The organism is Tabrizicola piscis, assembly GCF_003940805.1.
In the GTDB taxonomy this organism is placed as follows: Bacteria; Pseudomonadota; Alphaproteobacteria; order Rhodobacterales; family Rhodobacteraceae; genus Tabrizicola; species Tabrizicola piscis.
The window spans coordinates 541439-561504 of the sequence record NZ_CP034328.1 but is presented as its reverse complement, the minus strand read 5'-3'; the positions used below and the strand labels follow the sequence as shown (position 1 = coordinate 561504).

Annotated in this window: 18 protein-coding genes and 1 riboswitch; of the genes, 11 read left to right on the top strand and 7 right to left on the bottom strand. The window is 64.7% G+C overall.

The features are described 5' to 3' along the window. Window positions 1–35: 35 nt before the first annotated feature. Genes EI545_RS02645 through EI545_RS02625 form a run of 5 tightly spaced genes read right to left on the bottom strand, consistent with a single transcriptional unit; the run spans window position 36 to window position 2782 of the window. A complete protein-coding gene (locus tag EI545_RS02645; protein ID WP_125324033.1) occupies window positions 36–431 on the bottom strand; it encodes a hypothetical protein in 396 nt (131 codons plus the stop codon). Beyond that, window positions 428–823 carry a hypothetical protein gene (locus EI545_RS02640; protein ID WP_125324032.1) on the bottom strand — a complete coding sequence of 132 codons (396 nt, stop codon included), beginning with the start codon at window positions 821–823 and terminating at the stop codon, window positions 428–430. The genes EI545_RS02645 and EI545_RS02640 overlap by 4 nt, the downstream gene beginning before the upstream one ends. Before the next feature lies 1 nt (window position 824). Then, window positions 825–1220, bottom strand: coding sequence for a hypothetical protein (locus EI545_RS02635; RefSeq protein WP_125324031.1), 396 nt, complete (start codon window positions 1218–1220; stop codon window positions 825–827). 4 nt (window positions 1221–1224) lie between these two features. After that, window positions 1225–1632 (bottom strand): hypothetical protein, encoded by a 408-nt coding sequence (locus EI545_RS02630; protein ID WP_125324030.1) that lies wholly within the window; start codon window positions 1630–1632, stop codon window positions 1225–1227. Between the two features lie 58 nt (window positions 1633–1690). Continuing rightward, window positions 1691–2782, bottom strand: a complete 1092-nt coding sequence (locus EI545_RS02625) for an alkane 1-monooxygenase (RefSeq protein ID WP_245990255.1) — start codon at window positions 2780–2782, stop codon at window positions 1691–1693. 127 nt (window positions 2783–2909) lie between these two features. Here EI545_RS02625 and ftsY point away from each other — a divergent pair, with 127 nt between their 5' ends. The 4 genes from ftsY to EI545_RS02605 all read left to right on the top strand — a co-directional run bounded on the left by ftsY (window position 2910) and on the right by EI545_RS02605 (window position 6493). Beyond that, a complete protein-coding gene (gene ftsY, locus EI545_RS02620; RefSeq protein ID WP_125324029.1) occupies window positions 2910–4013 on the top strand; it encodes a signal recognition particle-docking protein FtsY in 1104 nt (367 codons plus the stop codon). A 122-nt stretch (window positions 4014–4135) separates the two neighbouring features. Next, entirely contained in the window at window positions 4136–5026 is an 891-nt protein-coding gene (locus EI545_RS02615; protein ID WP_125324028.1) for a hypothetical protein, read from the top strand. A 125-nt stretch (window positions 5027–5151) separates the two neighbouring features. Beyond that, window positions 5152–5760 (top strand): inner membrane-spanning protein YciB, encoded by a 609-nt coding sequence (locus EI545_RS02610; protein WP_125324027.1) that lies wholly within the window; start codon window positions 5152–5154, stop codon window positions 5758–5760. Between the two features lie 97 nt (window positions 5761–5857). Beyond that, the gene (locus tag EI545_RS02605) at window positions 5858–6493 is read left to right on the top strand and encodes a hypothetical protein (RefSeq protein ID WP_125324026.1); all 636 of its coding nucleotides are present in this window, start codon (window positions 5858–5860) and stop codon (window positions 6491–6493) included. Window positions 6494–6505: 12 nt separating this feature from the next. Here EI545_RS02605 and EI545_RS02600 read toward each other — a convergent pair whose 3' ends face one another. Then, window positions 6506–7639, bottom strand: coding sequence for a tetratricopeptide repeat protein (locus tag EI545_RS02600; RefSeq protein WP_125324025.1), 1134 nt, complete (start codon window positions 7637–7639; stop codon window positions 6506–6508). 127 nt (window positions 7640–7766) lie between these two features. Further along, window positions 7767–7844, top strand: a riboswitch (SAM riboswitch). A gap of 66 nt (window positions 7845–7910) precedes the next feature. On the opposite strand from EI545_RS02600, the gene metZ reads away from it, so the two are divergent. From metZ to EI545_RS02585, 3 genes are all read left to right on the top strand, one after another. After that, complete coding sequence (gene metZ / locus EI545_RS02595; RefSeq protein WP_125324024.1) at window positions 7911–9092, top strand: O-succinylhomoserine sulfhydrylase; 1182 nt, start codon at window positions 7911–7913, stop codon at window positions 9090–9092. A gap of 151 nt (window positions 9093–9243) precedes the next feature. Further along, window positions 9244–10332 carry a GTP cyclohydrolase FolE2 gene (gene folE2, locus EI545_RS02590; RefSeq protein WP_125324023.1) on the top strand — a complete coding sequence of 363 codons (1089 nt, stop codon included), beginning with the start codon at window positions 9244–9246 and terminating at the stop codon, window positions 10330–10332. Window positions 10333–10376: 44 nt separating this feature from the next. Then, window positions 10377–11825, top strand: a complete 1449-nt coding sequence (locus EI545_RS02585; protein ID WP_125324022.1) for a TrkH family potassium uptake protein — start codon at window positions 10377–10379, stop codon at window positions 11823–11825. On the opposite strand, the gene EI545_RS02580 is transcribed toward EI545_RS02585, so the two are convergent. Further along, window positions 11822–13573: a peptidoglycan-binding protein gene (locus EI545_RS02580; RefSeq protein ID WP_245990254.1), complete on the bottom strand. Its 1752-nt coding sequence runs from the start codon at window positions 13571–13573 to the stop codon at window positions 11822–11824. The two genes, EI545_RS02585 and EI545_RS02580, sit on opposite strands and share 4 nt — an antisense overlap. A 207-nt stretch (window positions 13574–13780) precedes the next feature. Between EI545_RS02580 and EI545_RS02575 the strand changes: the two genes are divergently transcribed. From EI545_RS02575 to EI545_RS02560, 4 genes are all read left to right on the top strand, one after another. Further along, on the top strand, window positions 13781–14704 hold the full coding sequence (locus tag EI545_RS02575) for a glycine--tRNA ligase subunit alpha (protein ID WP_125324021.1): 924 nt from the start codon (window positions 13781–13783) through the stop codon (window positions 14702–14704). A gap of 59 nt (window positions 14705–14763) precedes the next feature. Next, a complete protein-coding gene (locus EI545_RS02570) occupies window positions 14764–15177 on the top strand; it encodes a DUF6446 family protein (RefSeq protein WP_125327203.1) in 414 nt (137 codons plus the stop codon). A 4-nt stretch (window positions 15178–15181) separates the two neighbouring features. After that, on the top strand, window positions 15182–17341 hold the full coding sequence (glyS, locus tag EI545_RS02565) for a glycine--tRNA ligase subunit beta (protein ID WP_125324020.1): 2160 nt from the start codon (window positions 15182–15184) through the stop codon (window positions 17339–17341). 163 nt (window positions 17342–17504) lie between these two features. Beyond that, window positions 17505–20051: a putative PEP-binding protein gene (locus tag EI545_RS02560; protein WP_125324019.1), complete on the top strand. Its 2547-nt coding sequence runs from the start codon at window positions 17505–17507 to the stop codon at window positions 20049–20051. Window positions 20052–20066: the final 15 nt, after the last annotated feature.

Sequence of the window (20066 nt, the reverse complement as noted above, 5' to 3'; positions counted from 1 at the left end):
CTGCGGCGAAGGGCCAGTATCCTTGGATCGGCCTGTCAAGCGCCGAGAAAGCCGTCGCAGGTCACGATGCTATCCGTGGGGTATAGCATGATCGGTTCCGCCTCGGGGTTGCCTTCGTAAAGGCCCATCAGGGCATCGCCCATGTCGTGATAGGTCCAGCAATAGGCCCACGGCTCGCCGATGTAGTCAAAGCAGATCATGTCGTCTTGTGGCCGCCATGTGCCTTCAAGGCACTGGACGGCATCGCGCCAGATCGCGCGGCGGCCGGGCAGAAAGGTTTCCACCCCGTAACTGCCGCCTTGGTCATGGGTGTCCATGGTCTTGCCTTCGACCAGGGCCTCGAACGCCTCGGCGGTCAGGGGCGGGGTGTCCTGAGCCAGCCCGGTTCCGGGCAGCAGGGCAAAGGCCAGTACTGCGGCGGTGCGGTTCATGCCCCAACCTCGGGGCCGAAACAGGCCATGGGTTCCGAGGTTTCCACGATCACCACGGGGGCTGCGTCGGGTGGGCTGGCGGTGTGGCGGGCCAGAAGGCCGGTTCCACTTTGGGTGATTTCCCAGCAGACCGGATCCAGCCGGTCATCGTAAAGAAAGCAGATCGCCGGGCCTTCGGCGTACCAATGGCCCGTTTTGCAGTCATCGCCCAGAACCGTCCAGCGCACGCGGCGATCGGGAAGGTACTGTTCCACCCCGTAGACCTGTCCGAATTCGGCCCAAGTCATGGTGCGCCCCAGGGTCAGGGCATCGAAAGCCTCGGCCGAGAGGGGGGCTTCGGCCCGGGCCATGCCGGTGCAGAGGCAAAGCGTGACGACCGCAAGGGTGCGCACCTCAGGCCCCCACGTCCGGGCCGGGGCAGGAAAGGGGGGTATCGGTGCGGTCAACCTCGGTCAGTTCGGCATCGGGGAGGTCGTTGACCGACAGCGCGCGCAATGTCCCGCCTTCCAGCCAGAAGGTCCAGCAATGCGGCGTCGGGTCGTATTCGTAGACAAAGCAGATCGCCGGACCTTCGGCGTACCAGCTGCCGTATTGGCAGAGGTTTTCGGCCACGCTCCACCGGACTTGGCGGTTGGGCAGGTATTCCTCGATCCCGAAGAGGCCGCCGAACTGGCTGTAGGTGATGGTGTGACCCGTGACTTGCGCGTCAAATTCTTCCGCGGTCAGCGGGGTCTGCGCAAATGCGGCGGTCGGGCCCAGAAGGGCAAGGGCGACAAGCAGCGGCTTCATGCGGTCAGACGCCCACATCCGGGCCGGCGCAAGGCAGCGGTCCGCCATCGCGGGAGCTTTCCAGAATTTCCCATCCGCCGCCGTCGCCCATGTAGCGGCCCCGGATCTGGCCACCGTCGAGGAAATAATTCCAGCAGGCGGGTGTTGGGTCGTCTTCATATTCAAAGCAGATCTGGTCGCCCTGTTCGTACCAGACGCCATAGATGCACAGATCGCCGTCGAAGGCCCAGCGGACCCGGCGGCCATCCAGATATTCCTCGGTGCCGAAAAGGCCGTTGCCGTAATCATAGGTGATGGTTTCGCCCGTTGTGTTCGCCTCGAACTCGGCCCCTGTCATGGGTGTTTCGGCCAGTGCAGGGGACATCAGCGCAGGGAGGGCGGCAAGGACAAGGGCGGCAAACTGCAAACGCATCAAGGGCTCCGGGACTGACTTGGCCGCTATCGTGCCAGAGGATGCGCCGGTTGACCAGTCAAGGTGCTGTGTCTTGTGGGCTGGCCGGGGCGGGCCGCCAGCGGGCGAGATAGGGGCGAATCGCCCGGCGCCACAGGCTGGGCATCAGCGCCATCGCGCAGGCAAGGGGAAGCGGCCAGGGCAGGCGGGGGGCCTCCTCCTCATCCGGGAGGCGCAGGGCGGGGAAGGGGCGCGAGGGGTTGGCATGGTGGTCGGAATGGCGCGGCGCATTCAGCATCATGGCCGACGAAAACCAGTGCGCGGTGTTCCAGCTGTGGCGCAGGCCGACGGGTTCCAGGCGCCCGTCTGGGTGCCGGGTGCGGGTCAGGCCGTAGTGCTGGACATAGTCCGACAGCAGGATCTGGCTTTGTGCGTGCATGGCAAGGCCGACCCAGACTAGAACTCCGGGAAGACCTGCGATCGCCAGCGCCAGAAGCAGCGCCGCAAGGCTTCCGGCGAGATAGACCGTATAGGGGTGAAGCCCCGACCCTTGCACCTGCGCCCGCCGGGCGGTTTCGGCGCGCAGCCCTTCGGCAAAGCTGCCACGCCAGGCGCGCTGGGCAAACCGGTAGAAGCCTTCGCCTGCGCGGGCGGTGTTGGGGTCCAGCGGGCTTGCCACATGGCGATGGTGGACCAGCCGGTGGGCCGAGGCATGCTGGCCGAACAGCAGCGAGACATAGACGGCAGCGCCCAGACGGAACAGCTCACGCTTCGGGCGGTGGATCAGCTCATGCGCGGCGGGGTGGGCGACCTGACCGAACCAGAACCCGGCGGCAAAGAACAAAAGCACCCGTTCGCCGGTGGCCAGCCCGCTGTCGCCCGCGATGGCCCAGACGGCGACCGGAAGGGCGGCAAGCTGGCCAAGCGCCACGCTGACAAGCAGCAGGTCGGCGGCCGGAAACTCGGCCTTTTCCATGGTCGCCTCGACCGGACTGGCCGTCATCGGGATCAACTGGTCCAGCAGGATGGTCAGGACGGCCATGTAAAGAAACGCCGCCCAAAGCCAGGCCCCGCCCTGCAGCGCGCCAAGGCCGATCAGCGGCAGGGGCAAGAGAGATGCCAGCGCGAAGGCGGCTGGGGGCAGGGGGTGGGTCGGGTCTGGACGCATCATGGCAGGACCTTAGAACAGGCAATCGGGGCGCCGCCAGTCTGTAGAATGCCGCAGGCGGGGCTTGCGGGACTTACGCAGCGGCGGCAAAGCGGCTAGATGGGGTTCAAGGCAACAGGAGGGCTGGCCCATGTCCTTTTTCAAGAAACTGAAGGACAGGCTGTTCCGGTCCTCGGACAAGATCGGCGAGGGTCTGGATGCGCTGGTTGGTGAAGGTGATCCGGCTGCGGCAGAGGTAGCCCCAAGCCCGCCGGAGTTTGTGGCGGAAAAGCAGCAGACGCCCGAGCCTAAGGCGGCACCTGCGTCGACGCCGCGGACAGCGCCTGTCGTCCCCGACATGCCTGACGCTGGGCAGCGGCCGGGCCTGTTGGGCCGGATGCTGGGTCGCAGCGATGCGCCGCGCCGCGTGCTGGATGACGCCATGCTGGAAAGTCTGGAAGAGCTGTTGATCCAGGCTGACATGGGGGTTGAAACCGCCGTGCGGGTGACGGCCAACATTGCCGAAGGGCGGTTCGGCAAACGCATCTCTACGCCCGAGTTGCGCGAGGCGCTGGCGGCGGAAGTTGCGCGGATCATGACTCCGGTCGCGCGGCCGATGCCGCTTTACCCGACCAAGCCTCAGGTCGTGCTGGTTGTTGGGGTGAACGGGTCGGGCAAGACCACGACGATTGGCAAGCTGGCCAGCCAGTTCAAGGCGGCGGGCAAGTCGGTGGTGATTGCGGCCGGTGACACGTTCCGCGCGGCGGCGGTCGAGCAGTTGCAGATCTGGGGCGCGCGGGCGGGTGTGCCGGTGCTGACCGCGCCGGAAGGCAGCGACCCGGCCAGCCTTGCCTTTGACGCCTTGACCAAGGCCCGGGTGGATGGGGCCGATCTTTTGATGATCGACACTGCGGGGCGGCTGCAGAACCGGCAGGACCTGATGGAGGAGCTGGCCAAGATCGTCCGGGTGATCCGCAAGGTGGACCCGACCGCTCCGCACAACACCTTGCTGGTACTGGATGCGACCACGGGGCAGAACGCGCTGCTGCAGGTCGAGATTTTCCGCAAGATCGCCGATGTGTCGGGCCTTGTCATGACCAAGCTGGACGGCACCGCCAAGGGTGGGGTGCTGGTGGCGCTGGCCGACAAGTTCGGCCTGCCGATTCATGCGATTGGCGTCGGTGAACAGATCGACGATCTGGCCCCGTTCGACCCGGAAGACTTTGCCCGCGCTCTGGTCGGGTCCGGCGACTGATCCGCCCGGTCTGAGGGTGCTGCCTGCGCGGGTGACGGGCTATGCGGTGGCGGGCCTGCCTGTTAGGCTTGGCGCAATGAGCCCGCTGCGGGATGGGGTAACCTTGGACATCGGAGGGACCCATGAGGATGTGCCTTTGCGTCGGCCTGATCGTCCTTGCGCTGGGGGGACCCGCGCAGGCTGAGACTGTCCCCGCCGGGTGTGACGTCCTGACCCGCGCCGTGCAGGTGACGGGCTATGCGCTGACGGTGCCGCCTGCCGGTCCCGAGGCGGGGTGGTGCGTTCTGGATGGCGCGGCGCTGCGGTCCGAGGCGCCGGGGCGGCCGGACCTGACGGCGGATCGTCTGCGGCTGCGGGGCACTGCGGATGATGCGGGGCTGGTCAGCATCGAGGTCGATCTGGCGGGACTGCGGGTCTTGCCAAAGGCGGGCGACCGCGCGCTGGACGACCGTCTGCGCAGTCTGTTCCGGCTGCAGACGGCGGAACTGCGCTTTGCGGTGGCGGTGGACCCCGGGACCGACCGTCTGGACCTGCGCGACGGGGTTCTGCGCCTGTCGGGCGGGACCGAGGTCATCTTTTCTGCGGTTGGGAAGGCCAGTGGGCTTTCGGCGGTCGCGCTGCTTGGCGGCAGCCTGACCGGGCTGGACGTTGTCTGGCGGAACGATGGCCGCCTGCTGCGCCCGGTGATGGAGATGCTGGGGGAACGGCTTTCAGGTGGGGCAACGGGTGGTGCCGCGGTGGAGGCTGCGCGTCTGGCGCTGCGCCAGTTGGTCGACAATCTGCCCGATGCCGCCCTGACCGAAGACACGCGCCCTGAACTGGAGCAACTGGTGACAGCCCTGCCGCAGGGCCGGGGGCGGCTGACCCTGTCGCTGATGGTGGAGGACGGGATCGGCGCGTCACGGCTGCTGATGGCGGGGCTATCGGACGATCCGCTTGGCCCCAAGGGCCTTGCGCTGGTGTTGCAGGGAGCGCGGCTGACCGCCCTCTGGACGCCGGGACTCGCGCCCTGAGGGGGCTGACGTGACGATGCCCTTCGCCCAGGCCCGCCTGCCGTCTTGAACCCGGGCCGGTTTCGCGCCACATGGGGGGCAGGTCCAAAGGCAGGGCCGCGACCGACAGGAAGGACCGGCACGTCATGGCCGAACGCAAGATCAACCCGGTGTTGAAACAGGCTTTGGAATTGGGGCCGACCTTGGTCTTCTTCGGGGTCTACATGTGGATCAAGGACGAAAGCTTTGCGTTCCGGGGCACCGAATACTCGGGCTTCATTGTGGCGGCGCTGATCATGGTCCCGCTCCTTTTGGCCTCAATTGCGGCGCTGTGGTGGCTGACCGGGGCATTGAGCCGGATGCAGATCTTTGTCGCCGTGATGGTGATCTTCTTTGGCGGGCTGACGGCATGGTTCAATGACGAAAGCTTTTTCAAGATGAAGACGACCATCGTCTACGGAACCTTCGCGCTGATCCTGGGCGCGGGGCTGGTGCGCGGTGTCAGTCTGCTGCAATGGGTGATGGGCGAGGCTTTGCCAATGAAACCAGAGGGTTGGATGATCCTGACCCGGCGGCTGGCGCTGATGTTCGCGGCACTTGCCATTGCGAACGAGGTGATCTGGCGCACCCAGACGACCGAGTTGTGGGTCAAGCTGGAGACCTTCGCGATGCCGGCGGTGCTGTTCGTTTTCCTGATGGTCCAGATCACGATGCTGAACCGTTTCATGATCGAGCCGCCTGACGACAAGGCGTAACGCTTTCCACAGGAATGCCCTGCAAGCGTCCGGTTGCTGCCCAAGGTCTGCCTTGAAGCGCATCTACACCTTAAGGCGAGCTAATCGGGGGTTCGCCATGTATCGCCATCCTTTCGACCTTGTCCGCATGTTCCTGAGCCTGTTTCAGGACCTGCCGCCGATGTCGCGGACGCTGTACATCCCGGGCGCTGTCCTTCTGGTTGGATATCCGGTGCTGTCGGTCGCCCTTGGCCCGGACAACGAGGGTCAAGCCTTCGTGACCGCCTTCCTTGTGGCCTTGGCAGTGCGGATCGGGATCGGGTTCGAAGGCATGGTGCGGCGGATGCTGACGCGCTATTCGGCGATGCGGACGGCGCTGCTGGCGCTGGTCTTTGCCGGTGTGCCGCTGCTGGTCCTGGCCGGGGTCGATGACCCACTGTGGTGCCAGCGCATGCAGAGCCTGTTCTATGTGGCGATCGGGGGCATCTTCCTGATGGATGTGCTGAAGGGGCGCGTCGCAACTGCGGCCAGCTTCTGGCCGGATGAAGAGATGCGGTCGCATTTGCCGAACCTGACCCGGATGATGGTGGTCTACAACTTCAGCTTCCTGCTGCTGAACGAAACGCTGATCCAGACCATCCATGCGTCGCATTGGCTGATGTTCTGGGCGCTGCTGCCGGTGATCGGCCACATGGTGCTGCGCGCCATGGTGCTGACGGTGATCAACCTGGACGACGACGGTCAGCCCGTCTGAGGCGACCGCCCGTCAGCTTGCGATCAGACAGGCTGCTTTCTTGACATCCATGCAGCGCCGCAGCGCCGTCAGCACACCTGGCGGCGCGTTTGACAAGGGCAGGAAGCCCAGTTCGGACAGTTTGCGGGCATAGATCTTTGACAGGTCGGGATCTTTGGCCAAGGCCGCCTCGTAATTGGCGAAGGCGTCGTCCAGACGGCCAAGGGCCACGTCGATCTGGGCCAGCGTGTCGAAATAGACCGCCTCCATCGGCAGTCCGTCAGGGTTGGCGCGCAGGGTTGCGGTCAGGGCATCGGCCTCTTGCGGTTTCTGGTCAGCGATCAGGGCGCGGGCCTTGATGTTCACGGCGGCGAGGTTCTGCGGATAACGGCGGAGCAGGGCCTCGGCCTCGGCGCCGACCATGTTCATCGGGGAGTACTTTGCCAGTGCGAGCAGGCGGCGGGCGAGGATATCCTCTTCAATCGCGGGGTTGGAGTTCGGCACCGTGCCGGGGCGCAGCGCTTCATCCGCGAGGGCCACGACGTCCTGAAACCGGTCAAGGTCGGCAAGTGCGGCCATCTTGTTGCGGTAGGCGTTCTGATATCCCGGGGCCAGCGAAATTGCGGTGTCGAAGTAGCTGAGCGCCTCCTCCGCGCGGCCAAGGTCGATCAGGCAACGGCCCTTGATTTCATTGGCATAGGCGTATTGCGGGTTCAGCCGCAGCGCCTGATCGGCGTCGTCGGAACAGTTTTGCCCCATGCGGAATTCCCACCACGCCTCGGCCCGGTTGGCCCAGGCATCGCCGTAATCTTCGACGGCCAGCGCGGCGGAATAATGGGCGAGGGCTCCGGCAATGTCGCGCTGGTCATAGCGGACATTGCCCAGTTCCACCCAGACCCAGGCATTGGCCGGGGTATGCACCAGCGCCTGCGCCAGGGTTTCGGCCGCGCCGTCCAGATCGCCCGACAGGCGCTGCGCCTCGCCCTTGAGGGACAGGGCAAGTGCGGCGGCATCTTCCGTCTCAGCCTCGGCATAGGCCTGATCGCACAGGGTGATGCGGGCGGCATAGTCAGGGCTGCGGTCTTCGCAGGTCTGGGCGAGGGCGGGCAGGGCGGGGGCCAGAAGGCCAAGGGCAAGCAGTGGGAAAAGGGCGGGGCGGCAACGCATGGGGGCCTGCAATGCAAGAAAACTTCGCGCAAAGCGTCGGCTACCTGACGCGGAAAATCAAGGGCATGGAAAATCAAGGGGAGCGTGCGCGCGGGCTGGGTTGACCCTGCCGGGGACCGGGCGTATGCACCATCCTCGTGGCAATTTGTTACCGGATTGCGGGCCACGTTAAACAAACCGCTAAAGAGGTGAAGGGCAATGGCCCCGGCACCTTTGGGTTTGCCGGGGTTTTTTCTTGGGCCAACGGGTCCAGGCAGGGAAAGCGGCCGCGATGACGAAAGACTGGAAAACCCGCACGACACTGGTTCACGAGGGCAGCCGCCGCAGCCAGTATGGCGAGATGGCCGAGGCGATCTTCCTGACGCAGGGCTTTGTCTACCCCACGGCTGAGGCGGCGGAAGCGCGGTTCGTAAAGGCGGGTGAGGATGAGTTCATCTATGCCCGCTACGGCAACCCCACGACGCGGATGTTCGAGGAACGGATTGCAGCCCTTGAAGGCACCGAAGATGCCTTTGCCACGGCGTCGGGCATGGCGGCGGTCAGTGGGGCGCTGATGGCGGCCCTGCGTGCGGGGGACCATGTGGTCTCGTCGCGCGCGCTGTTCGGATCCTGTCTTTATGTGCTGGAGGAAGTGCTGCAGCGCTTTGGCGTGCGCGTCACCTTCGTCGATGGCGCTGATCTTGACGCTTGGCGCGCGGCTGTCACGCCCGGGACCAAGCTGGTGTTCTTCGAATCCATGTCGAACCCGACGCTGGAACTGGTGGACATCCGGGCGGTGTCCGAGATTGCCCATGCGGCAGGTGCCTTGGTGATCTGCGACAATGTCTTTGCCACGCCGATCTTTTCCCGCGCGGTCGAACAAGGGGCGGATGTGGTGGTCTATTCCACCACCAAGCACATCGATGGGCAGGGCCGGGCGCTGGGCGGCGTGGTCTGCGGGACGGAAGCCTTCATCCGCAAGGTACTGGAACCCTATATGAAGCACACCGGCGGCAGCATGAGCCCGTTTACCGCCTGGATGCATCTGAACGGCATGGCGACGCTGGACCTGCGCTGTCGGGCGATGGCCGATACGGCGCTGGCGGTGGCAAGGGCGCTGGAGGCGCATCCCAAGGTGTCCAAGGTGATCTTCCCGGGCCTGCCCAGCCACCCCCAGCACGCGCTGGCGATGGCGCAGATGGGGTCGGGGGGCACGCTGGTGTCGTTCGAGGTTTCGGGCGGCAAGGAGGCGGCCTTCCGTTTCATGAACGCGCTGGAGATTGCCAAGATTTCCAACAACCTGGGCGATGCCAAGACGATTGCCACCCATCCCGCCACCACCACGCACCAGCGTCTGCCGCAGGACCAGAAAGACGCGCTGGGCATCACGCCGGGCCTGATCCGGCTGTCGCTGGGGCTGGAGGATGCGGGCGATCTGATCGCCGATCTTGAGGCGGCGTTGGCGGTGGCCTGACGCCGTCTGCCGTATCTGGCGGCGGTGATGCCGGGATTGTGACAGCGCCCAACTGGGCGGGCCCTCACAATGATCCGGCGTGATCCTACTTGCGTATACCTGATGACATTGACGGCGGGGTCAGCCCTGCCAGAACCGAAAGGCCCTCCAGATGAACATCCACACCCCCGATTTCGACCGCAAGCCGTCGCGCGAAGAAGCAGCGGCCGCGCTGGCCACCTTGCGCCAGTGGGCAGGCAAGGCCTCGGACGACGAGATTGCCACGCTGGATTCGGCGGTTGGGTATCTGGTGCCGGGTCAGGCCTATCCGGCGCTGAGCCGGACCTATCCTCAGTTCCGGGTGGATGATGCCTATCGCGCGTCCTTGCCGGACTTGCAGAACGGGCCCTCCAGCCTGATCGTCGGGGCCAAACAGCGCATTCAGCATGTGGGGATTTCCAATTTCCGCCTGCCGATCCGCTATGAAACGCGTGACGGGGGCGAGATCGTGCTGGAAACCAGCGTGACCGGCACCGTCAGCCTTGAGGCGGAAAAGAAGGGCATAAACATGAGCCGCATCATGCGGTCCTTCTACGGCCATGCGCAAAAGGCGTTCTCCTTCGGCGTGGTCGAGGCGGCGCTGGATGACTATATCGCCGACCTTGGCAGCTTTGACGCGCGCATCCAGATGCGGGTGTCGTTCCCAATGCAGATCACCTCGCTGCGGTCGGGGCTGGTGGGGTGGCAGTATTACGATCTGGCACTGGAGCTGGTCGAAGTGGCGGGGGTGAGGAAGAAGATCGTCCATCTGGACTATGTCTATTCGTCGACCTGCCCCTGTTCCTTGGAACTGTCCGAACATGCAAGGATGACGCGCGGCCAGCTTGCCACGCCCCATTCGCAGCGGTCGGTCGCGCGGATTTCCGTGGTGCTGAAACCGGGTGCGGTCATGTGGTTTGAGGATCTGGTGGATCTGGCCCGCGCCGCCGTGGTGACCGAGACGCAAGTGATGGTGAAGCGTGAGGACGAGCAGGCGTTTGCGGAACTCAACGCCGCCAACCCGATCTTTGTCGAAGATGCCGCCCGCAGCTTTTGCGAGCAGTTGAAGGCGGATCGTCGGATTGGCGACTTTCGGGTGATTGCAAGCCATCAGGAGTCCTTGCACAGCCACGACGCCGTCAGCCTGCTGACCGAAGGCGAGACGTTTGCGGCGGAAAGCCTGGACCCGCGGCTGTTCCAAAGCCTGATCCACGCGGGCTGACGAAGATTGACGGACAGGCCGGGGCCGCGTAGCCATGCCCGACCATGGTAGACTTTCGCCCCGTTGCTTATGTCGTCGGCCGTATCCTGATCGTTCTGGCGATCCTGATGCTGGCCCCGGCCGTCATCGACTGGCGGGCGGGGCTGGACAATGGCGCGGCCTTTGCCGCCTCGGCGGCGATCACCGGGGTGATTGGCGGGGCGCTGACGCTGTCCACCGGCAACGCGCTGGGCATGTCGCTGGACACAAGGCAGGCCTATCTGCTGACGGCCTGCATCTGGGCGCTGGTGCCCTTGTTCGGAGCGCTGCCCTTCTACTTTGGCGCACCGGGGCTGAACCTGCAGAACGCCTATTTCGAGGCGGTGTCGGGGATCACGACCACCGGGGCGACGGTGATCTACGGCCTTGATGACCTGCCCATCGGCATGAACCTGTGGCGGGGGATGCTGAACTGGCTCGGCGGGCTTGGGATCGCCTTCATCGCGATGATCTTTCTGCCGCTGATGCGCGTGGGCGGCATGCAGTTCTTTCGTACCGAGGGGTTTGACACCTTCGGCAAGGCCCTGCCGCGCGCGACCGATATCGCGCGGCAGTTGATGACGATCTATGTCGGGCTGACCGTCACCTGCATCGCCGTTTATTCCGCCATCGGCATGACGGCGCTGGATGCGGTGGTGAACGGGTTCGCCACCATCGCCACGGGCGGGTTTTCCCCCTCTGACACGTCGTTCAACAAGTATGTCGGTGCTGGTGAATACTTCGGGGCGCTGTTCATGATCCTCGGCAGTTTGCCCTATATCCGCTATGTGCAGCTGGTGAACGGATCGCCCTTACCCTTCTGGCACGATCCGCAAGTGCGTGCCTACCTGCGCTGGCTGGGGACTGCTGTGCTGATGGTCTGGGTCTGGCGGGTCTGGACCACTGGCGCTGCGTGGGAGCCGACGTTCCGCGAGACGCTGTTCAACCTGACCTCGATCATGTCGTCGACCGGGTTCTTTTCCGGCAGCTTTCCCACCTGGGGCGGGTTCATGCTGGTTGTGGCTTTCGTGATCGGCGTGATCGGGGCCTGTTCGGGGTCATCGGCTGCGGGGCTTTCGGTGTTCCGGGTGCAGCTAATGGCGGCAGTCCTTTGGCGTGAGGTGCGGCGGATCGGCAGCCCGTCCAGCGTGGACCCGATCCGTTATGACGGGCGGTCGGTGGAAGAGGACGTGCTGAACGCGCTGATTCTGTTTGTGTCCAGCTATATCCTGATCCTCGGTGTGATGACCGTGGCGTTGACGTTGCTGGGGGTGGACCCGGTGTCAGCCCTGTTTGCGGTCTGGACCACACTGGGCAACGTCGGCTACGGCTTTGGCCCACTGGTCGAACGCACTGGGACCTTCATCGACTTTCCCTCGGGCGCGCTGGCGATCATGACGCTGTGCATGATCCTTGGCCGCCTTGGCCTGCTGGCAGTTCTGGTGCTGGTGCTGCCAAGCTTCTGGCGGCGCTAGTCCCAGCAGGACACAAGGACAGTCATCCCGCTGCCGGTTGCGGCAAGATCGGCCGGGGCGAGCGCGCCACTGCGGGCGGCTTGCAGCGGTGTGACCCCTGCAGGCGCAAGCACTCGGGCGATTTCGGCCGCCGAGGCTGCGAATTGCACGCCGGGTGGCAGTTGCCGGTCGCCTTGGGCCGCGCCGGGCAGCAATAGCCCGATCACCGCCCCGGTTGCATCCAGAACCGGGCCGCCGACATCTCCGGCCAAGGTGGCAATCGCCAGCCGCTTGAGGCCCGGTTCGCCGTTCAGCCCGGTCACATCTTCCAGCGTGCCGAAGGTCATCACCGGGGCGGGCAGGCGGTCTTCGTAGGAATAGCCTGCAACCATCACCTCGGTTCCCACGCGCTCCGGCGCCAGTTGAAGTTCGGCCACCGCGCGGGGCGAGAGCGGGGTAGCGGGGGTGACAAGCGCCAGACCACTGGGCGCATCGGCAAGCGTCACGGTCGCATCGGTCACCCGGTCCAAGGTGACGCGGCCGCAGCTGTCCACCGCATCGACGGTGGTCAGGACCGTGCCCGTGGCATCAATGAAGAAGCCCGACCGGCTGAAGCGGGGCTTGCGGACCTCAAGCCCGGAGAGAAGCCCCGCCCGGGTTTCAGCGCCCATGGGCACCATGCCGGGGTCCAGTGCGCGGGCGCTGTCGGTGGCAAAGCTGGTCTCCATCGCCTGCAGGATGCGGCCATCGCGGACTTCGTTCCCGGGGGTCGAGATCAGCATCCAGCCCTTGATCAGCCCACCCCGAAGTTCGGCATAGACCGTGGTCGAGATGCTGTCGGACAGCCCGTTGATCCGGAAGCGCGCCTCATCCCGGGACCGTTCGCCGGTCATCGGGACGGATTCCAGCGTTTGCAGCACGTCATAAAGCCCTGAAAAGGCGGCCTGATCGCCCGGCTGCGAAATCAGGATGACTTGCGGACCGGTGCCATCCTTGGCGCGGTAATGGACAAAGGGCGGCTCATAATGGTCAAACTCGACCAGACCCAGCGGCAAGGTGATGGTGATCCCCGCCTCATCGTCCGTGACGGGGGCAAAGCCGAAAGCCGCGGTTTCGTCCCGATAGGCGGCAAGCAGGGTTGCCCGCTGACGGCTGGTCAGGATTCCGGTCGGTTCAAGCATGCCTTGCGCCTCTTGCCAGGCTGCCATGGCGTTGCGGGTGCCGGGACCATAAGCGCCGTCGATGCCGCCCTGGTAAAAGCCGAACCATTGCAGTGCGGTCTGCAAGTCCTTGCGCTGGTCTTCGGTCAGAAGCACTTCGCTGTCGCGCGCTTCGGACCGGGTTTCATCCGGGATTTCGGCGGGAACAGGTTCGGGTTCGGGCAGGGCAATGACGTCGGGCGAAGCGGGTTCGGGGGCGACGGGGGCCACGCCTTCCGGCGGCCAGAACTGATCGCCAAAGTCTTGCGAGTAGGCGATGAAACTGTCGCCGGGGATCAGCCCCTCACGCCGGAGGCTGGCCATTCGGGTCGCAGCCTCATCCGCTGGATAGGGGCCCAGCATGATGCCATACCACCCTGACCGCAGAAGAAACCCGTTGGTTTCGGGAAACAGCGCCGTGTAGGCGCGGGCGCGATCCTCGGCCCCGGCAAGGTTTGGCTGCGCTTCGATCTGGATCCAGGCCCCGGCATCTTGCGCCTGCGCCGGGGGCGTCAGCGTCAGATGGACCATCAGGGATAGGGCAAAGAGAGCGAAGGTCTTGAGGATCACGGGGCACTTCCTGAACAAGCGGGTACGGTTCGGCCCGACATTACGGATCGCGCTGCCCACGACAAGGGCCTAACGTCGGCTCTTGTGGTCACAATCGTGCAGGTCTGCTGCGGTGGTCCGCGCGGTTCTTTCCGGAATTGACCCTGTCAGGCCCAATGGATAGGGAAGGCGCAGCCTTTCCCTGACCCAAATCCGGACGCAAGCCCCATGTCTGACGCCACGACCACGCCCCGCAGTTTTCAGGAGATCATCCTGCGTCTGCAAGGCTATTGGGCCGCCAAGGGCTGCGCGATCCTGCAGCCTTATGACATGGAGGTCGGCGCGGGGACCTTCCATCCGGCGACGACGCTGCGGTCGCTGGGAACGAAGCCCTGGGCTGCGGCCTATGTGCAGCCTTCGCGCCGGCCGACCGACGGGCGCTATGGCGAAAACCCGAACCGGCTGCAGCATTACTATCAGTATCAGGTGATCATCAAACCCTCGCCCCCGGACCTGCAGGCCCTGTACCTGGGGTCTTTGCAAGCCATCGGGATTGACCTTGGCGTTCACGACATCCGCTTTGTGGAAGATGACTGGGAAAGCCCGACCCTTGGCGCCTGGGGCCTGGGGTGGGAGGTCTGGTGCGACGGGATGGAAGTCAGCCAGTTCACCTATTTCCAGCAGGTCGGCGGGCATGACTGCAAGCCTGTGTCGGGGGAACTGACCTATGGGCTGGAACGGCTGGCGATGTATGTGATGGGCGTGGATCATGTGATGGACATGCCCTTCAACGATCCTGACAGCCCGATCCCGTTGAAATACGGCGATATCTTCCGGCAGACCGAGGAAGAATACAGCCGCCACAACTTTGACCAGGCCGATACCGAGATGTTGCTCCAGCACTTTCGGGACGCCGAGGCCGAATGTGACCGCATCCTTGCCGCTGCCCAGCCCGACAAGGCGGGGCGGACGATCGTCATGGCGCATCCGGCCTATGACCAGACGATCAAGGCCAGCCATATCTTCAACCTTCTGGATGCGCGGGGGGTGATTTCCGTCACCGAACGGCAGGCCTATATCGGCCGGGTGCGCGCCTTGGCCAAGAAATGCGCCGATGCCTTCCGGCAGACGCCAGCGGGGGCGGATCTGTGAATGTGGGGCGCTTTGCAGCGGGGTTTCTGGTGGTGATCGGTGCGCTTGGCGGCGTGGCCATGTGGTATCTGCAGGTCTATGCCTATTACGACCCCGTGGCCTTCCAGCCCGGTGAGGAAATCCGACTGACCCCCATCGTCGGTGCGATGCCTGAACCGATCCTGGCCGAGGATGTGACCGGGATCGACAGCGACAGCTCTCCCATCCGGTTCCGCGCCTGCTTTACCACGCCCCTCAGCCTTGCGATGCTGTCCGAGACTTATGTCGCCTACACCGGTGCCGAACCCCTTGTCGCGCCCGGCTGGTTTGACTGTTTCGATGCCATGGCCATTGGCACCGCGCTTGAACGCGGCGAGGCGCTGGCCTTTCTGTCCGAGCCTGACATCCACCCCGGCGTCGACCGCGTTGTCGCCGTCTTTCCCGATGGCCGGGCCTTCGCCTGGCACCAGTTGAACGACAGTTTCAAGGACTGACCCCATGGCTGATCTGCTGATCGAACTCTTCTCCGAGGAAATCCCCGCGCGGATGCAGGCCCGCGCGCGGGAGGATCTGAAGAAGCTGGTGACCGACGGTCTGGTCGAGGCCGGGCTGACCTATGCCAGTGCGGGCGCGTTTTCGACCCCACGGCGGCTGGTCCTGTCGGTCGAAGGGCTGACGGCGGAAAGCCGCCCTGTGCGTGAGGAACGCAAAGGTCCTGCGACCACTGCCCCCGCGCAGGCGGTGGAGGGGTTCCTGCGGTCAACCGGCCTGACGCTTGACCAGCTGGAACGCCGCGCCGACAAGAAGGGGGAAACCTTCTACGCGGTGATCGAAAAGCCCGGCCGCACCGCCGAGGCGATTGTGGCCGAAGTGCTGGAAGCCGTGATCCGCAGCTTTCCCTGGCCCAAGTCGATGCGCTGGGGCAATGGCACCCTGCGCTGGGTGCGGCCGTTGCAGTCGATCCTGTGCCTGTTGTCCGATGAGGCCGGCGCGCATGTCGTCCCCCTGACGGTTGACGGGATCGCGGCTGGCAATACGACCGAGGGCCACCGTTTCATGGGGATCGGGCGGTTTACCGTTTCGGGGTTCGATGACTACGTCGTGAAACTGAAGCGCGCCAAGGTCGTGCTGGATGCGGCGGAGCGCGAAGCGGCAATCTGGCAGGGCGCGCAGAACCTTGCCTTTGCGGCGGGGATGGAGGTTGTGGCAGACCCCGGTTTGCTGGCCGAGGTGGCCGGGCTGGTGGAATGGCCGGTGCCGCTGATGGGCCGGATCGGCGAGGATTTCCTTGGCCTGCCGCCCGAGGTGCTGCAGACCAGCATGAAGGAACACCAGAAGTTCTTTTCCGTGCGCAACCCCAAGACCGGGCGGATCGAAGGCTTTGTCACGGTCGCCAACATCGAGGCCGCCGATGGCGGCGAGGTGATCCTGAAGGGCAACCAGAAGGTGCTTGCAGCGCGGCTGTCGGACGCGAAGTTCTTTTGGGAGAACGATTTGCGCGTGGCGAAGTCGGGGATGGGCGAGTGGGCGGAGGGGCTGAAAGCGGTGACCTTCCAGGCGAAGCTTGGGTCTCAGGCGGAACGAGTTTCGCGGTATGATGCCCTAATCAATGATCTTTCTCCGTTCATGCCAGACCTGCAAGTTGACGATGCAAAAGAGGCGGCAAGGATCGCAAAGCTAGACCTTCGCTCGGCGATGGTCGGAGAGTTCCCCGAACTCCAGGGCATAATGGGGCGTTACTATGCTCTGGATGCTGGAAAGAAGGCCGAAGTTGCGGATGCTGTCCGCGACCATTGGCGTCCGAAAGGCGAAAGCGACAGCGTTCCAACGGAGATGATCTCTGTTGCAGTCGCACTTGCTGACAAACTTGACGTACTTACCGGGTTCTGGGTGATTGGAGAGAAGCCTACAGGTTCGAAGGACCCCTTTGCGTTGCGCCGTGCAGCATTGGGCGCCATTCGTTTAATCCTTGAGAATGGCCTGCGTTTGCCGCTTTTGCGGTTGTTTGCAGCCGCTGCTCAGCTTCACGTCAATCGTGGGTCAGCGCCAAACTGGGATGGAGTTCCCGCCGACCTCCTCGCCTTCTTCCACGACCGCCTCAAGGTCACCCTCCGCGACCAAGGCATCTCTCATGACATCATCGACGCCTGCCTCGCCATGCCGGGGAATGACGACCTGACGCTCCTCGTGAAACGGGCCGAGGCGCTGGCGGTAGTGATGAAGACCGAGGATGGAGCGAACCTGATCCAAGGCTATAAGCGCGCGAACAAACTATGGATTCAAGCGATGGAAAAAGACGGCCACAAAGACAGCGATGCCTTCAAGAAAGCGATTGAGATTTTGAACGAAGCTGAGGCTGCGGACGGTGTTGAATATTCGTTCGGCCCTGACATCAAGTTCGCCGAAACCGACGAGGAACGCGCCCTGTTCGCGGCCCTCGACACCGCCGAGGCTATCATCACTCCCGCGATGGCGGCGGAGGATTTTCCCACCGCCATGGCTGCCATGGCCAGCCTGCGCGCGCCGATTGATGCCTTCTTCACGGCTGTGCAGGTGAACAGCGACAATCAGATCGTGCGTCGGAACCGGTTGAACCTGCTGCACCGCATCCGGGCCATCTGCTCGGGTGTGGCCGACCTGAACCGGATCGAGGGCTAACCCCGCCCCGGGCCTGACCCGGGGCCTTCCGGCACCACTTAAGGCCCCGGATCACGTCCGGGGCGCGTTCGCGGGGTGCCAAAAGATTCGTCACAAGACTGACATGTCACGCTTGATTGACAGTGTTTTCAGCGTATGCTGCGCCCGAACATAGGGTGCTGCAGTGCAGAAACACGATCCGATCCCGGAATTCGCACAGGTCAGCCCCTCGGCGACCATCGCGACAGCCACGCATGGCTGGCGGGCGAAGTGCCTGCAGCGGCTGGTGCGGCTTGACCTGCCGGTGCCGAAATCCGTCGCACTGCCAGCAACCACCGTCCGCGCGATTGCGGCGGGGCATGGGGTCGATTGCGCCGGAATTCTGGATCATTTCGGTGACGGTCCGCTGATTTCGGTGCGCCCCAGCCCGGCCAACCCCGATTGGGGCGGCCCGGCCACCATCCTGAACATCGGCCTGAACGCCAAACGCCACGCCCGTCTGGCCGAAACCCATGGCGAGACGGCGGCGGATGCGCTCTATCTGCGCTTCATTCAGGCTTACGCGATCCACGTGGCCAGGCTTGACCCCGACGAATTCGACGGCCTGAAGCCCGGTCCCGGTGCCGTGCGCGAGGCGCTGCACCAATATGAGATCGAGACGGACGAGCCCTTTCCCGAAGACCCCGCCGTGCAACTGTCCGAAGTCCTGCGCAGCATGGCCCGGGCGTGGGAGGGGACGTCGGCCCGCCTGCTGCGCCAAGCCAAGGGCGCGCCGGATGAGGCGGCGCTTGGGCTGGTCGTGCAGGAAATGGCGCAGGGTATCGGGGTCGGGATCTCTGGGTCGGGCGTCATCCAGTTCGTCGATCCGGTGACCGGCCAGCGCCAGATCACCGGGCGCTACCTTGGCCAGTCGCAGGGCCGCGACGCCCTGCGCACGACTGAGGCGCTGTACCTGACCCGTGACCCGCGCGGCCCGTCGCTGGAAGAAGTCGCGCCCGACATTTTTGCGACGCTGGTGGACCATGGGACGATCTGCCGCGCGCGTTTGCGGGAAGAGATGCAGATCGAGTTCACAGTTGAGGATGGCCGTCTGGCCGTGCTGGACGCGGTCAAGGTGCAGCGGTCGGCCCGGGCCAACCTGCGGATTGCGGTGGCCTTGGCGGAAGATGGGGTGATCCCGCGGGAAGAGGCGGTGATGCGGGTCGAACCGCGCGCGCTGTCCGAACTTCTGCACCATCAGGTCGATCCGCGCGGCCCGCGGGATGTGTTTGCCCGGGGCATCGCGGCAAGTCCCGGGGCGGCGACGGGGAAGCTGGTCTTCTCCTCCTCGGCAGCGCAGGCGAGCGCGTCGCGGGGTGAGGCGTGCATTCTGGTGCGCCGCGAAACCTCGCCCGAGGATATTCGCGGCATGCATTCCGCCGCTGCCGTGCTGACCGAACGCGGCGGGATGACCAGCCACGCCGCCGTGATCGCGCGCGGGCTGGGGCTGCCTTGCGTGGTCGGCGCGTCGGAGCTGCGCCTGGATGCGCGGGACAAGAAGCTGACGGCGCTGGACGGGCGGACGTTCCGCGAAGGCGACACGGTGACGCTGGACGGATCGAAGGGTGAGGCGCTGGCGGGCGTTGCCGAAATGCTGCCCCCGGCGCTGGACGACAGCTTTCGCCGGTTGCTGAGCTGGGCGGATGAGCTGCGCGACATCGGCATCCGTGCCAATGCCGACACGCCGGCTGACGCCGAAACCGCGCGCAAGTTCGAAGCGCAGGGCATTGGCCTGTGCCGGACGGAACACATGTTCTTCGATGAAGACCGCCTGATCGTGATGCGCGAGATGATCTTTGCGGACACCCCTCAAGACCGTGCCGCAGCCCTTGCCCGGCTGTTGCCGATGCAGCGGGATGACTTTGTGCAACTCTTTGAAATCATGCAGGGCCTGCCGGTCTGCATCCGGCTGTTCGACCCGCCGCTGCACGAGTTTCTGCCCCAGTCCCGTGAAGGCCTGCGTGAACTGGCCGAGGCGCTGGACCGTCCCCTGTCCGAAGTTGTCCGCCGCGCCGAGGCCCTGACCGAGGTCAACCCGATGCTTGGCATGCGTGGCGTGCGGCTGGGTGTGGTCCTGCCGGAAATCTATGACATGCAGGTGCAGGCGATCTTTGAGGCAACGCTGGAAAGCGCCCGCCGTGGTGCGCCCGTGGTGCCCGAGATCATGATTCCCCTTGTCAGTGCCCGGCGTGAGGTGGAGCTGGTCAAGACCCGGATTGATGCCGTGGCGGCCATGGTGCGGACCAAGGCCGGGGCGACCTTTGATTTCAAGCTGGGTGTCATGGTGGAAACCCCGCGGGCGGCCCTGCGGGCGGGCGAGATTGCCCAGCACGCCGCCTTTCTTTCGTTCGGCACCAATGACCTGACCCAGATGACCTATGGCCTGTCGCGCGACGATGCCGGGCGCTTCATGAACACCTATGTCCGGCAGGGCGTTTTCCCTGAAGACCCGTTCCACATCCTTGATGTCGAGGGGGTGGGAGAGTTGTTGCACATCGGTGCCGAACGTGGGCGGCGCACGCGACCGGACCTGACATTGTCAATCTGTGGGGAACACGGCGGCAACCCGGAGTCGATAGACTTCTGCCGCAAGGCAGGGTTCGACTATGTCTCTTGCTCACCGTATCGCGTGCCGATGGCGCGGTTGGCGGCGGCACACCTTGCGGTTGAAGAAAGACGAAGAACGATTTAAAACAGCTACTTGAGG

Bases quoted from the DNA above. Each gene is read 5' to 3' on its own strand.
- EI545_RS02645 (WP_125324033.1), bottom strand. From the start codon at position 431: ATGAACCGCACCGCCGCAGTACTGGCCTTTGCCCTGCTGCCCGGAACC.
- EI545_RS02635 (WP_125324031.1), bottom strand. From the start codon at position 1,220: ATGAAGCCGCTGCTTGTCGCCCTTGCCCTTCTGGGCCCGACCGCCGCA.
- EI545_RS02630 (WP_125324030.1), bottom strand. From the start codon at position 1,632: ATGCGTTTGCAGTTTGCCGCCCTTGTCCTTGCCGCCCTCCCTGCGCTG.
- EI545_RS02625 (WP_245990255.1), bottom strand. From the start codon at position 2,782: ATGATGCGTCCAGACCCGACCCACCCCCTGCCCCCAGCCGCCTTCGCG.
- ftsY (WP_125324029.1), top strand. From the start codon at position 2,910: ATGTCCTTTTTCAAGAAACTGAAGGACAGGCTGTTCCGGTCCTCGGAC.
- EI545_RS02615 (WP_125324028.1), top strand. From the start codon at position 4,136: ATGAGGATGTGCCTTTGCGTCGGCCTGATCGTCCTTGCGCTGGGGGGA.
- EI545_RS02610 (WP_125324027.1), top strand. From the start codon at position 5,152: ATGGCCGAACGCAAGATCAACCCGGTGTTGAAACAGGCTTTGGAATTG.
- EI545_RS02605 (WP_125324026.1), top strand. From the start codon at position 5,858: ATGTATCGCCATCCTTTCGACCTTGTCCGCATGTTCCTGAGCCTGTTT.
- EI545_RS02600 (WP_125324025.1), bottom strand. From the start codon at position 7,639: ATGCGTTGCCGCCCCGCCCTTTTCCCACTGCTTGCCCTTGGCCTTCTG.
- metZ (WP_125324024.1), top strand. From the start codon at position 7,911: ATGACGAAAGACTGGAAAACCCGCACGACACTGGTTCACGAGGGCAGC.
- folE2 (WP_125324023.1), top strand. From the start codon at position 9,244: ATGAACATCCACACCCCCGATTTCGACCGCAAGCCGTCGCGCGAAGAA.
- EI545_RS02585 (WP_125324022.1), top strand. From the start codon at position 10,377: ATGGTAGACTTTCGCCCCGTTGCTTATGTCGTCGGCCGTATCCTGATC.
- EI545_RS02575 (WP_125324021.1), top strand. From the start codon at position 13,781: ATGTCTGACGCCACGACCACGCCCCGCAGTTTTCAGGAGATCATCCTG.
- EI545_RS02570 (WP_125327203.1), top strand. From the start codon at position 14,764: ATGTGGTATCTGCAGGTCTATGCCTATTACGACCCCGTGGCCTTCCAG.
- glyS (WP_125324020.1), top strand. From the start codon at position 15,182: ATGGCTGATCTGCTGATCGAACTCTTCTCCGAGGAAATCCCCGCGCGG.